Consider the following 12,282-nt stretch of genomic DNA (forward strand, 5'->3'; position numbering starts at 1 on the left):
CGCGGGGTGGGAGCTGGGATGGTCAGCGGTACGGAAGATGGGACCGACGGCCACGGCCGGACCAAGGGCAGCGTGCTGTCCGGTCTGGCCGTGGCCGTCGGCTGTGTGCTGTTCCTGGGCGGCTTCCTCTGGGCGGCCGTGCTCTACCGCCCCTATACGGTGCCGACCGATTCGATGGCCCCGACGATCGCGCCGGGCGCCCGCGTCCTGGCCGAGAAGGTCGACGGCGCACAGATCCGCCGCGGCGACGTCGTCGTCTTCAAGGACGCGGTGTGGGGCGACCTGCCGATGGTCAAGCGGGTGGTCGGCGTGAGCGGCGACAAGGTCTCCTGCTGCACCAAGGGCCGGCTGACGGTCAACGGCACGCCGATCGAGGAACCGTACCTGCAGAACGCGCACCTGGCCTCGCCCACCGGCTTCACCGCCAAGGTCCCCGACGGACAGCTCTTCCTCCTGGGCGACCACCGCAACGACTCCCTCGACTCCCGCTCCCACGTCACCGACGGCGACCACGGATCCGTCCCGCGCAGCGCCGTACAGGCCCGCGTGGACGGCCTCGCCTGGCCGCTGGACAGCATCGGCATGCTGGACCGGCCCACGGCCTTCGACGGCCTCCCCGGAGGCACGTCGGAGCCCGGCCCGCTGCAGCCCCTGACGTACGCGGTCGTCGCCGGCGCGGTGCTCATCCTGGGCGGCGCCGCGTACGGACCCCTCGTGCGCCGGGCGGGACGCAAGGGGCGCACGGGTGCGGGGCGTGACGGGGGTGCCGGTGACGGCGCGGAACGTCCGGTGAGCGAGGGCCGTGCCCATGGCTGACCAGGAACAGCGGCCGGCCGACGGCGGGGCCGCCACCGAGGTGCGCCAGGTGTCCCGGGTCATCCTGCTCGACCCCGACGACCGGATCCTCCTGCTGCACGGCTTCGAACCCGCGCACCCCACCGAGACCTGGTGGTTCACACCGGGCGGCGGCCTGGAAGGCACCGAGACCCACGAGGAGGCCGCCCGCCGCGAACTGGCCGAGGAAACCGGCATCACCGACGCGGACCTCGGCCCCGTCCTGTGGAAACGCCGCTGCTCGTTCCCGTTCGACGGCCGCCGCTGGGTGCAGGACGAGTGGTACTACCTGGGACGCACCGACCGCACCGCGACCGACACCCGCGGCCACACCGACCTGGAACGACGCAGCCTCTCGGGGCTGTGGTGGTGGACCGTGGAGGAACTGTCGGCGTCCCATGAGACGGTGTACCCGACCAGACTCGCCGGGCTGCTGCGCACGCTGCTCGACGAAGGGCCCCCCAGTGCGCCGCTGGCCCTGGAGACGGAGCGAGCCTGACGCACAATGGGGGGACGCACGGCTGAAGGGGATCTGCCATGAGCGCCGAGGACCTCGAGAAGTACGAGACCGAGATGGAGCTGAAGCTCTACCGGGAGTACCGCGACGTCGTCGGGCTGTTCAAGTACGTGATCGAGACGGAGCGGCGTTTCTACCTCACCAACGACTACGAGATGCAGGTCCACTCCGTCCAGGGTGAGGTCTTCTTCGAGGTGTCGATGGCGGACGCCTGGGTCTGGGACATGTACCGGCCCGCCCGCTTCGTCAAGCAGGTCCGCGTCCTGACCTTCAAGGACGTGAACATCGAAGAGCTCAACAAGAGCGATCTGGACCTTCCGGGGAGCTGACACCGGGGGAGCGGGGCGGCTCTACCGACCGCTGACGCCCGTGATCGCTGCCCGTTCGGGTGAGCGAGTTATCCACAGCCGGGCAGTTATCCACCAAGATCCAATGGATCCGGGCGGAAGCGTCACAGTCGGTGCCGGAGGTGGTACCGCATGAACGCCATGCAGCCCGGCAAGCCGACCGCAGACCCGAAGACCGCAGGACCCGCTCCCTCCCCCGGCGGGGCCAGGCGCAGGCGCACGGCGCCGACCGGGAGAAGGCCGGGCCCACCGGCCACCGCCCCGCCGGCAGCCCACCGACGCGCAACCCGCACGACGGGAACCACCCGGAGCCGAAGCCCGCACACCACGGGCACGCCCGACACCGTCACCCCCACCACCACCGACCCCCGGCGCGCACTCGGACGCTACGGAGAGGACCTGGCCGCCCGCCGCCTCACCGAAAGCGGCATGCGCATCCTGAGCCGCAACTGGCGCTGCCGCGAGGGGGAGATCGACATCGTGGCGGCGGACGGCGACGCCCTGGTCGTCTGCGAGGTGAAAACCCGCCGCGCCGCCGCCTACGAACACCCCATGGCCGCGGTACGCGCCGCCAAGACCCAGCGGCTGCGACTCCTGGCGGAACGCTGGCTCGAACGGCACGGCGGACCCCCACCGGGAGGCGTCCGCATCGACGTGATCGGCGTCCTCCTGCCGGCCCGTGGCGCACCGGTCGTCCAACACGTCCGAGGGGTGGCGTGATGGCCTTCGCCCGCACCTGCTCGGTCGCCCTGGTCGGCGTCGAAGGCGTGGTCGTCGAGGTCCAGGCGGACCTGGAACCAGGTGTCGCGGCGTTCACCCTCGTCGGCCTGCCGGACAAGAGCCTCGTCGAATCCAAGGACCGGGTGCGTGCCGCCGTGGCCAACTCCGGGGCCGAGTGGCCCCAGAAGAAGCTCACCGTCGGCCTCAGCCCCGCCTCCGTACCCAAGGGAGGCAGCGGCTTCGACCTGGCCGTCGCCTGCGCCGTCCTCGGCGCCGCAGAACGCCTCGACCCCCGCGAACTCACCGACCTGATGATGATCGGCGAACTGGGACTCGACGGCCGCGTCCGGCCCGTACGCGGCGTACTGCCCGCCGTCCTGGCAGCCGCTGACGCCGGATACCGCCAAGTCGTCGTACCGGAACGCACCGCCGCCGAAGCCTCGCTCGTCCCGGGCGTCTCCGTACTCGGCGTCCGCAGCCTGCGCCAACTCATCGCCGTCCTCGCCGACGAACCCGTACCCGACGAGGACGCGATGCCCCAGGAAGGCCGCCCCGACCCCCTGCTGGCCGGCCTCATCGTCCCCGGTACCGGCGTCGGAGCCGGGCTGCCGTCCGGCGACCACACACCCGACCTCGCGGACGTCGCCGGGCAGCACACCGCACGTCGCGCCCTGGAAGTGGCCGCCGCAGGACGCCACCACATTTTCCTGAAAGGGCCACCCGGAGCAGGCAAAACCATGCTCGCCGAACGCCTCCCGGGACTGCTGCCACCCCTGTCGCCCAAGGAGTCGCTGGAAGTCACGGCAGTCCACTCGGTCGCCGGCACCCTCCCACCGGGCCAGCCACTCGTCGACCGCCCGCCCTACTGCGCACCCCACCACTCCGCGACCATGGCCTCCCTCGTCGGCGGCGGCACCGGACTGCCCCGCCCCGGGGCCGTGTCCCTCGCCCATCGTGGCGTGCTGTTCCTGGACGAAGCCGCCGAATGCAGCGCCCGCGTCCTGGACGCACTGCGCCAGCCCCTGGAGGCCGGCCATGTCGTCGTCGCCCGCGCCTCCGGCATGATGCGGATGCCCGCGCACTTTCTGCTCGCCCTCGCCGCGAACCCCTGCCCCTGCGGGCGGCACGGCAGCACCGGCGGCGGCTGCGAATGCCGCCCGTCCTCCATCAGGCGCTATCGCGCCCGCCTCTCAGGTCCCCTCATGGACCGCGTCGACCTGCGGATCACCGTGGAGCCCGTCGCCCGCTCCGAGCTGGTGGCGCTGGGCCGCGGCGCCGAACCCAGCGCCGCAGTGGCCGAGCGCGTCCGTGCCGCCCGCGAACGCGCCGCCGACCGGTTCACCGGCACCCCCTGGCACACCAACAGCGATGTCCCCGGTCACGAACTGCGGACCCGATGGCACGTGACCCCCGGCGCCCTGGCCCAAGCGGAACGCGACCTGGAATGCGGCCTGCTCACCGCCCGCGGCCTCGACCGCGTCCTCCGCGTCGCCTGGACGGCCGCCGACCTCGCCGGCCACGACCGCCCCACGGCGGAGGACGTCAACTGGGCCCTGGAACTCCGCACCGGCGTACGGCGGGGCGTACCGGCGGCCAAGGCGACGACATGAACCGAGCACGCCGCCACGGCCTCGCTCCTGCCCCGTCGCCGCGCGATCAGGAACGACTGCCCCGCGGCGGCGGACGACGCACCGCCAGGAGAAGCGAGCGACGAAGGGGGACGCGATGACCACCGCGGACGAGCGAGGGCACACCCACCGACCACCCGAGGCACAACCTCCTGCCCACCACGAGCCATACGGGGCCCACCCCGCACCGCCCACGGCGAATGACCACCCGGCGCAGCACGCCGCGGACGCCAACCACGAACCCCAACGCCTCGCCCGCGCCGCCCTCACCCGCATCATCGAACCGGGTGACGAGACGGCAGGAGGCTGGCTGCGGGAACTCGGCCCCGTAGCCCTGTGGCGCGCACTGTCCGGTGACGGACCACCACCGCAACGCGCGAGCAAGACCAAACTCGCCGGCCTGCGACTCCGAGCCGCGCGGGCCGACCCCGCAGCCGACCTCGCCACCATCCACGCACTCGGCGGCCGGTTCGTCTGCCCGGACGACGAGGAATGGCCCGGCCAGCTCAACGACCTGGGCGACGCACGCCCCACCGGCCTCTGGGTACGCGGCACGGCCAACCTCCGCCTGTGGGCACTGCGCTCCGTCGCCCTCGTCGGCGCCCGCGCCTGCACCGAATACGGCGCCCACCTCGCCGCCACCCTCGGTGCCGGCCTGGCCGACCGCGGCTGGACGGTCGTCTCCGGGGCCGCGTACGGCGTCGACGGGGCAGCCCACCGCGGCGCGATGGCAGGGGACGGCGCAACCATCGCCGTCCTCGCCTCCGGCGTCGACCGCGCCTACCCCAGCGGACACGCCGAGTTGATCGGACGCATCGCCCAACAGGGCCTGGCCATAGCCGAGTTACCGCCAGGCGATCACCCCACCCGCAGCCGCTTCATCCAACGCAACCGCGTCATCGCCGCCCTCACCCGGGGCACCGTCGTCGTGGAAGCCGAACACCGCAGCGGCTCCCTGGTCACCGCCCGGCGGGCGCAGGCAATGGGGCGCTTCACGATGGGCGTACCGGGCCCCGTCACCAGCGCGCTGTCCGCCGGTGTGCACCAACTCCTGCGCGGCGAGGCCACAGTGGTCACCAACGCCGACGAGATCGTCGAACTCGTCGGCAGTATCGGCGACCTGGCCCCCGACATCCGCGGACCGGTCCGTGCCCGCGACCTCCTGGAACCCGTCGCCGCCCGGGTTCTGGAGGCCCTCCCGGCCCGTGGCGGCGTGGACACCACCCAGGTCGCCCGCGAATCGGGCACACCTCGGGACGTCGCGCACGGCAGGCTGCTGGAACTGCAATCCCTCGGGTTCGTTCAAAGGTGCGGCGACCGCTGGGAGTTGGCGCGACGAACGGAGACCTCCGAAGGTTCCCGGCGAGGCGGTACTTGACCTGGGGCGAACGGGTGAAAGGGTGAGGGGAATGACCGCAGAATCCAGGTTTGCCTTGCTTCGGTATGCGGAGTCGACCCGTTGGGAGAGGCCGATGTGGCGTGAGGGGCACGCGGGATACCGTCCGTCGCGTCGTCGCGGCCGGCCGCACGAACCCCCGAGGTGCTGCGCCCGCCGCCCCGCCCGGCCGTCGATCCGCCGCGCCGGGTAACCCTGAGGTGCGGGCAGCGGAACGTATCTGCCCACCCTCCCTTGCGCACCGCGACAGCACAGTCACGCTACGCTCACAATCGGTTCAATTGTCATACATCCCCCCACCCGTGTCTCGGCAGAACGGCTCAAGGCGACGAATGCCCCAGCACACCTCCGGGTCTGACCGCGCGGCAGTACCACCCGCCGCGCGCGGCAGCGTGCGCCCCGCCGCGCCCAGTTCGGTCGACGAGCTGTGGCGCTCCTACAAGGCGACGGGCGACGGGCGACTGCGCGAACAGCTGATCCTGCACTACTCCCCACTGGTCAAATACGTCGCCGGCCGGGTCAGCGTCGGCCTGCCGTCCAACGTCGAACAAGCCGACTTCGTCTCCTCCGGAGTCTTCGGACTGATCGACGCCATCGAAAAATTCGAGCCGGAACGCTCCATCAAGTTCGAGACCTACGCGATCACCCGCATCCGCGGCGCCATGATCGACGAACTGCGCGCGCTGGACTGGATCCCCCGCTCCGTACGGCAAAAGGCCCGCGCCGTCGAACGCGCCTACGCGACCCTGGAAGCGCAACTCCGCCGCACCCCGTCGGAGAGCGAGGTCGCCCACGAAATGGGCATCGCCCTGGAAGAACTCCACGGCGTCTTCAGCCAGCTCTCCCTCGCCAACGTCGTCGCCCTCGAAGAACTCCTGCACGCCGGCGGCGAAGGCGGCGAGCGACTGAGCCTGATGGACACCCTGGAGGACACGGCCGCCGACAACCCCGTCGAGATCGCGGAGGACCGCGAACTGCGCCGACTGCTCGCCCGCGCCATCAACACCCTCCCCGACCGGGAGAAAACGGTCGTCACCCTCTACTACTACGAGGGCCTCACGCTCGCCGAGATCGGCAATGTCATCGGCGTCACCGAGAGCCGGGTGAGCCAGATCCACACCAAATCCGTGCTGCAACTCAGGGCCAAACTCGCCGACGTCGGCCGCTGAACACCCCGGTCGGCATCCGGCGCGTCCGCCGACCGGTGCCAGGCGGAGTGCCGCTCCGGGCCCGTCATCCGTAGAGTGGTCAGGTGCCCAGGATTCGAGCGGCCTCAGTGGCCGAGCACCGGACGATGCAGCGCGGCGCCCTCTTGGACGCCGCCCGCACCCTGCTGTCCGAAGGCGGAACGGAAGCGCTGACCTTCCCCGCCCTCGCCGAGCGCACGGGACTCGCGCGCTCCTCCGTATACGAGTATTTCCGCTCCCGGGCGGCCGTCGTCGAAGAGCTGTGCGCCGTCGACTTCCCCGTCTGGGCCGCAGAGGTCGAAGCGGCCATGGAGCGCGCCGACACCGACGAGGCGAAGATCGAGGCGTACGTACGCCGGCAGCTCGCACTCGTCGGCGACCGCCGGCACCGTGCGGTGGTCGCCATCTCCGCCGGTGAACTGGATGCCGGCGCACGCGAAAAGATCCGCGCCGCGCACGGCGGCCTCATCGCCATGATCGTGGAGGCGCTCGCCGGACTCGGCCACGAACAGCCGCGCCTCGCCGCCATGCTCCTCCAGGGAGTCGTGGACGCGGCCGTCCGCCGCATCGAACTCGGCGCCGCCGAAAACCCGGACGACATCACCGAGGCAGCAGTCTCCATGGCCCTCCGGGGCGTCCGGGGCTGACCTGAGGGGGAGGGGTGGAGGGGCTGGGCGGCGGCGCGACTCAAGCTTTTCGTCTTCCCCCGCCCCCCGCCCCTCCCCCCGCCTCCACCCCGTCCCTCAACCGTTGCCGGTTGTGGTGTTTGGTGTGCCGCACGCCGCACGCCGCACGCCGCACGCCGCACGCCGCACGCCGCACGCCGCACCACAAGCCGTGTGCTGGCGTCGCCCCGCCGATGGCACACCACCCCGCTGGTGACCGCCCCCTCTCGTACCCGCTCGTCCGCCTCGCCGGTTTCGGGATCCGGCAGCTCAGGCTCCCCGGTGCGGCCTACGGGTGTCTCCTCCTGCCGTCGCCGTGGGTATCTCGTCCCTGAGGAGCGATGGGCGCTCACCCGTCACTCGCGGTGCGGTGGCCGGCGCTCGGCCTGCGGGAGCTGTGCGCGGGAGGCTCGGTACGTACCGGCGCGAGGCCCTTCGGTGCCGTGGGGCGGCGGGTGAGCTGGGGCGGTCGTGGCGTTTGGGAGTTCGTCGGCTGTGTGGCATGCGGCTGATTGCCCACAGGGTGGCGACGGTGAGAGTCACGGCTAAGGGCAGTCCCGTCGTGGTGGGTGCGGAGTAGGCCGTGCGGCTTGTGTGGGGTGATGGGGAGGGGGCGACGGCGGCGCTGTGTGACGGCGGTGGAAGCGGGATGCCGAAGACCGGCAGGAGGCGTGACGGGCCGCCGTGCAGCATCGAAGGGGGGAGCAGCGACAGGGGATCGAGGTATGTCTTTCCCCTGAGCAGGCCCCAGTGCAGGCAGGGCTCGCGGCAGTGGAACGGGCCGGGCTGGAGGACGGCGACCGGATGGCCCGCGGTTACCTTGTCGCCTTTCCGTGCCGTGGCGCGTACCGGTTCGTAGGTGGTGCGTAGCGGTGGTCGTCCCGAGTGGGACAGCTCGATTGTCAGCACGCCCCGGCCGGCGACCTGTCCGGCGAAGGTCACTCGGCCCGCGGCGGCGGCCTGCACCGTGGCGCCGGTCGGTGCTGCCAGATCGACGCCCCGATGTCCCGCGGACCAGGGGGATGGCGGTGGCTCCCAGCCGCGTAACACCGTTGGATGCAGGCCGTGTTGACCATCCACCGGCCAGGAATGATCGCCCGGAGTCGGTGGACGGGGGCGAGCATGTTGGGTTCCAGTTCCAGTTCCATTCCCTTCCGTTTCTGTCGCTGCTCCTGCTTCTGTGGCTGACGCTGCGGGTGGCGGGGGAGGCCCGGCCATCGCGTTCGTGGCCGGGAGGAGGCAGAGGAGGGCGGTCAGCGCGACGGTCCAGGGGGTCGTGGCGGTGGTGCGGGGGAAGGCGCAGTTCCTGGTGCGTGCGGGCCTCGCGCGCTGAGGGGGCGGGGTGGCGAGCGGGTGGGGCCCTTGGCCGTGCCCGCTCGCCGTGCGTCGATTCCCTCTACGTCCATCAGGCTCGCGTCGGCTCCGCCCCTGCCCGGCCTCCTCGCGCGCCGGAGCGCACTCCGGTACGGGCCGCCGTCCCCAAGGCGTATCCCGAGGTGTATCCCGAGGCGTATCCCGGGCCAACCGGTCCCGGGCGGACCGCCACCCGCACCGCCCACGCCACCCACACCCGGGCCACTCCCACGCCGACCCCCACTCCCCAACAGCCCGCACCCTCATCGGCCATCGCCCCCCGATCGATCTCCCGCTTCCGGAACGTCGTACGGGTCGACGGTGACGTAATCGGCGATTGCGGGGGGATCTTGGTCCGTGGCTGTGGGTAACCGGTCGGCTGGGGATATCTGCGTCACCCGATCCGGTGAGTGGAGGGCGGGGAGAGGGGGTTCCGCCGTGGTCGGTGGGTGGTGGTGCGGGGGTGGGTGTCGTCGGGTGGTGGCCTGCGGGGGTGGCTCATGGAGCGTGTCGCCCGGGGCATCGACCGTCCCGTACACTTCTGGTGGCGATCCGGGTCACCGGGTCGACTTCGCACGCCCCGCCATCAGTGCACCAGTCCCCTTCGGGGCAGCACGGTGGCCGCGCTCCTCGGTCCTCGGACGGTTCCGTCCTCGGCAGGCGCGTCGGGGCGTCAGGCACCGCGGCCGACCGGCCGCAGTGGAACCGAGAACAACAAGGAGTACGGCCATGGCCGTCGTCACGATGCGGGAGCTGCTGGAGAGCGGCGTCCACTTCGGGCACCAGACCCGCCGCTGGAACCCGAAGATGAAGCGTTTCATCTTCACGGAGCGCAACGGCATCTACATCATCGACCTGCTCCAGTCGCTGTCGTACATCGACCGCGCCTACGAGTTCGTCAAGGAGACCGTCGCCCACGGTGGCTCGGTCATGTTCGTCGGCACGAAGAAGCAGGCCCAGGAGGCCATTGCCGAGCAGGCGACCCGCGTGGGCATGCCCTACGTGAACCAGCGCTGGCTCGGCGGCATGCTGACCAACTTCTCGACCGTCTACAAGCGCCTGCAGCGCCTGAAGGAGCTTGAGCAGATCGACTTCGAGGATGTGGCCGCGTCCGGCCTCACCAAGAAGGAGCTGCTCGTCCTCTCCCGCGAGAAGGCCAAGCTGGAGAAGACCCTCGGCGGTATCCGCGAGATGCAGAAGGTGCCCAGCGCCGTCTGGATCGTGGACACCAAGAAGGAGCACATCGCGGTTGGTGAGGCCCGGAAGCTCAACATTCCGGTCGTCGCGATCCTCGACACCAACTGCGACCCCGACGAGGTCGACTACAAGATCCCGGGCAACGACGACGCGATCCGCTCCGTCACCCTGCTCACCCGCGTGATCGCCGACGCCGTCGCCGAGGGCCTCATCGCCCGTTCCGGCGTCGCCACCGGCGACCAGAAGCCCGGCGAGAAGGCTGCCGCCGAGCCGCTGGCCGAGTGGGAGCGCGACCTGCTCGAGGGCGAGAAGAAGGCCGACGAGGCCCCCGCGGCCGAGGACAAGCCCGCCGAGGACAAGCCGGCCGAGGCTCCGGCCGCCGAGGCCGAGAAGCCGGCCACGGACGCCGAGCAGGCCTGACCTCAGAACCGGTTGATGACGGCGGGGGCCGGTGCCACAAGCGCCGCCCCCGCCGTCCACCCGTAGATCTTTCGACTTTCGAGAAGAGATTCACAGATCATGGCGAACTACACCGCCGCTGACGTCAAGAAGCTCCGTGAGCTCACCGGCGCCGGCATGATGGACTGCAAGAAGGCGCTGGACGAGGGCGACGGCAGCGTCGACAAGGCCGTCGAGATCCTGCGCGTCAAGGGCCAGAAGGGCGTCGCCAAGCGCGAGGGCCGCTCCGCCGAGAACGGCGCAGTCGTCTCCCTCATCGCCGACGACAAGACCTCCGGCGTGCTGCTCGAGCTGAAGTGCGAGACCGACTTCGTCGCCAAGGGCGAGAAGTTCCTGGCCGTCGCCAACGCGCTCGCCGCGCACGTCGCCAAGACCTCCCCGGCCGACATCGAGGCGCTGCTCGCCTCCGAGATCGAGGCCGGCAAGACCGTCCAGGCGTACGTCGACGAGGCCAACGCCACCCTGGGCGAGAAGATCGTCCTGGACCGCTTCGCGCAGTTCTCCGGTGGCTACGTGGCCGCTTACATGCACCGCACCATGCCCGACCTCCCGCCGCAGGTCGGCGTCCTGGTCGAGCTGGACAAGGAGAACGCCGAGGTCGCGAAGGACGTCGCGCAGCACGTCGCCGCGTTCGCGCCGAAGTTCCTCTCCCGTGAGGACATCCCGGCCGACGTCGTCGAGAACGAGCGTCGCGTCGCCGAGGCCACCGCGAAGGAGGAGGGCAAGCCCGAGGCCGCCCTTCCGAAGATCGTCGAGGGTCGCGTCAACGGCTTCTTCAAGGAGAACGCGCTGCTGGACCAGGCGTTCGCCAAGGACAACAAGAAGTCCGTCCAGAAGGTCGTGGACGAGGCCGGTGTCTCGCTGAAGCGCTTCGCGCGCATCCGCGTCGGCGCCTGAGCCTGCCGCGAAGGCAGCGAATGACCTACGACCCCGCTAGGGTCGTACGCAGTCGGCCGCTCGGTGGCCGGCCGCAGATGTGACGAGGAGGCCATTGCCGTACGGGGATCTGAACCGGACCCACGGCAATGGCCTTCTTCGTATGTGTACGAGGAGAGCTCAATGAATCACGGTGCCGACGGCTCGGACAAGGCCGACAATCCCGACAGCGGTGGGAAGGGACGCTTCCTGCTGAAGCTGTCAGGCGAAGCGTTCGCCGGCGGCGGCGGCCTGGGTGTCGACCCCGACGTCGTGCACGCCGTGGCACGTGAGATCGCCGCCGTGGTACGCGACGGCTACGAGATCGCCATCGTGATCGGCGGCGGCAACTTCTTCCGCGGCGCCGAACTCCAGCAGCGCGGCATGGACCGGGCCCGTTCCGACTACATGGGCATGCTCGGCACGGTCATGAACTGCCTCGCCCTCCAGGACTTCCTGGAGAAGGAAGGCATCGAGACCCGCGTGCAGACCGCCATCACCATGGGCCAGGTCGCGGAGCCGTACATTCCGCTGCGCGCGGTGCGCCACCTGGAGAAGGGCCGGGTCGTCATCTTCGGCGCCGGTATGGGCATGCCGTACTTCTCCACGGACACCACCGCCGCACAGCGCGCCCTGGAGATCGACGCCGAGGCCATGCTGATGGGCAAGAACGGCGTGGACGGTGTCTACGACGCCGACCCCAAGAAGAACCCCGACGCGGTGAAGTTCGACGCGCTCGAATACGGCGAGGTCATCACCCGCGACCTGAAGGTCGCCGATGCCACCGCCATCACGCTGTGCCGCGACAACAAGCTTCCGATCCTCGTCTTCGAACTGCTCGCCGAGGGCAACATCGCGCGTGCGGTGAAGGGTGAGAAGATCGGCACGCTCGTCAGCGATCAGGGCACCCGGGCCTGACGGCCCCAACTGCCGCGACGGCGTACGGGCATCGGCCGGTACCCGCGGCAACTCCCGTGCCGGGGCAGGGCTCCGGCACGGGGATGGACAACCGCCTGCCGGTCGGACACCGTGCAGGAGTAGACGCGCGGCAGGGGCGAGGCTCT

At 70.9% G+C, this 12,282-nt stretch carries 12 protein-coding genes; 11 read left to right on the top strand and 1 reads right to left on the bottom strand.

All coding sequences use genetic code 11. The annotated features are described in order from the left end of the window. The first annotated feature begins 18 nt into the window (after positions 1-18). From lepB to ACIBK8_RS03065, 8 genes are all read left to right on the top strand, one after another. The gene (lepB, locus tag ACIBK8_RS03030) at positions 19-816 is read left to right on the top strand and encodes a signal peptidase I (protein WP_399039796.1); all 798 of its coding nucleotides are present in this window, start codon (positions 19-21) and stop codon (positions 814-816) included. Beyond that, positions 809-1,333 (top strand): NUDIX hydrolase, encoded by a 525-nt coding sequence (locus ACIBK8_RS03035; protein WP_399039727.1) that lies wholly within the window; start codon positions 809-811, stop codon positions 1,331-1,333. The genes lepB and ACIBK8_RS03035 overlap by 8 nt, the downstream gene beginning before the upstream one ends. Positions 1,334-1,371: 38 nt before the next feature. Continuing rightward, complete coding sequence (locus ACIBK8_RS03040) at positions 1,372-1,680, top strand: DUF2469 domain-containing protein (RefSeq protein WP_003980220.1); 309 nt, start codon at positions 1,372-1,374, stop codon at positions 1,678-1,680. A gap of 417 nt (positions 1,681-2,097) precedes the next feature. Continuing rightward, on the top strand, positions 2,098-2,418 hold the full coding sequence (locus ACIBK8_RS03045) for a YraN family protein (protein ID WP_399039797.1): 321 nt from the start codon (positions 2,098-2,100) through the stop codon (positions 2,416-2,418). Further along, positions 2,418-4,028, top strand: a complete 1,611-nt coding sequence (locus ACIBK8_RS03050; protein ID WP_399039729.1) for a YifB family Mg chelatase-like AAA ATPase — start codon at positions 2,418-2,420, stop codon at positions 4,026-4,028. The genes ACIBK8_RS03045 and ACIBK8_RS03050 overlap by 1 nt, the downstream gene beginning before the upstream one ends. A gap of 115 nt (positions 4,029-4,143) precedes the next feature. Beyond that, on the top strand, positions 4,144-5,424 hold the full coding sequence (gene dprA / locus ACIBK8_RS03055) for a DNA-processing protein DprA (protein ID WP_399039731.1): 1,281 nt from the start codon (positions 4,144-4,146) through the stop codon (positions 5,422-5,424). 350 nt (positions 5,425-5,774) lie between these two features. Continuing rightward, on the top strand, positions 5,775-6,611 hold the full coding sequence (gene whiG, locus ACIBK8_RS03060; RefSeq protein WP_399039732.1) for an RNA polymerase sigma factor WhiG: 837 nt from the start codon (positions 5,775-5,777) through the stop codon (positions 6,609-6,611). A 125-nt stretch (positions 6,612-6,736) separates the two neighbouring features. Further along, complete coding sequence (locus ACIBK8_RS03065; RefSeq protein ID WP_227049348.1) at positions 6,737-7,276, top strand: TetR/AcrR family transcriptional regulator; 540 nt, start codon at positions 6,737-6,739, stop codon at positions 7,274-7,276. Between the two features lie 288 nt (positions 7,277-7,564). On the opposite strand, the gene ACIBK8_RS03070 is transcribed toward ACIBK8_RS03065, so the two are convergent. After that, a complete protein-coding gene (locus ACIBK8_RS03070) occupies positions 7,565-8,914 on the bottom strand; it encodes a M23 family metallopeptidase (RefSeq protein ID WP_399039733.1) in 1,350 nt (449 codons plus the stop codon). Positions 8,915-9,376: 462 nt separating this feature from the next. Here ACIBK8_RS03070 and rpsB point away from each other — a divergent pair, with 462 nt between their 5' ends. The 3 genes from rpsB to pyrH all read left to right on the top strand — a co-directional run bounded on the left by rpsB (position 9,377) and on the right by pyrH (position 12,136). Next, entirely contained in the window at positions 9,377-10,264 is an 888-nt protein-coding gene (gene rpsB, locus ACIBK8_RS03075; RefSeq protein ID WP_399039735.1) for a 30S ribosomal protein S2, read from the top strand. 99 nt (positions 10,265-10,363) lie between these two features. Beyond that, complete coding sequence (tsf, locus tag ACIBK8_RS03080) at positions 10,364-11,200, top strand: translation elongation factor Ts (RefSeq protein ID WP_399039736.1); 837 nt, start codon at positions 10,364-10,366, stop codon at positions 11,198-11,200. A gap of 162 nt (positions 11,201-11,362) precedes the next feature. Next, the gene (gene pyrH / locus ACIBK8_RS03085; RefSeq protein ID WP_227047879.1) at positions 11,363-12,136 is read left to right on the top strand and encodes a UMP kinase; all 774 of its coding nucleotides are present in this window, start codon (positions 11,363-11,365) and stop codon (positions 12,134-12,136) included. Positions 12,137-12,282 lie beyond the last annotated feature (146 nt).

The organism is Streptomyces sp. NPDC050161, assembly GCF_044460025.1.
Classification (GTDB): domain Bacteria; phylum Actinomycetota; class Actinomycetes; order Streptomycetales; family Streptomycetaceae; genus Streptomyces.

Coding starts and splice junctions, on each gene's coding strand:
- lepB (WP_399039796.1), top strand. CDS start 19: ATGGTCAGCGGTACGGAAGATGGGACCGACGGCCACGGCCGGACCAAG.
- ACIBK8_RS03035 (WP_399039727.1), top strand. CDS start 809: ATGGCTGACCAGGAACAGCGGCCGGCCGACGGCGGGGCCGCCACCGAG.
- ACIBK8_RS03040 (WP_003980220.1), top strand. CDS start 1,372: ATGAGCGCCGAGGACCTCGAGAAGTACGAGACCGAGATGGAGCTGAAG.
- ACIBK8_RS03050 (WP_399039729.1), top strand. CDS start 2,418: ATGGCCTTCGCCCGCACCTGCTCGGTCGCCCTGGTCGGCGTCGAAGGC.
- dprA (WP_399039731.1), top strand. CDS start 4,144: ATGACCACCGCGGACGAGCGAGGGCACACCCACCGACCACCCGAGGCA.
- whiG (WP_399039732.1), top strand. CDS start 5,775: ATGCCCCAGCACACCTCCGGGTCTGACCGCGCGGCAGTACCACCCGCC.
- ACIBK8_RS03065 (WP_227049348.1), top strand. CDS start 6,737: ATGCAGCGCGGCGCCCTCTTGGACGCCGCCCGCACCCTGCTGTCCGAA.
- ACIBK8_RS03070 (WP_399039733.1), bottom strand. CDS start 8,914: ATGAGGGTGCGGGCTGTTGGGGAGTGGGGGTCGGCGTGGGAGTGGCCC.
- rpsB (WP_399039735.1), top strand. CDS start 9,377: ATGGCCGTCGTCACGATGCGGGAGCTGCTGGAGAGCGGCGTCCACTTC.
- tsf (WP_399039736.1), top strand. CDS start 10,364: ATGGCGAACTACACCGCCGCTGACGTCAAGAAGCTCCGTGAGCTCACC.
- pyrH (WP_227047879.1), top strand. CDS start 11,363: ATGAATCACGGTGCCGACGGCTCGGACAAGGCCGACAATCCCGACAGC.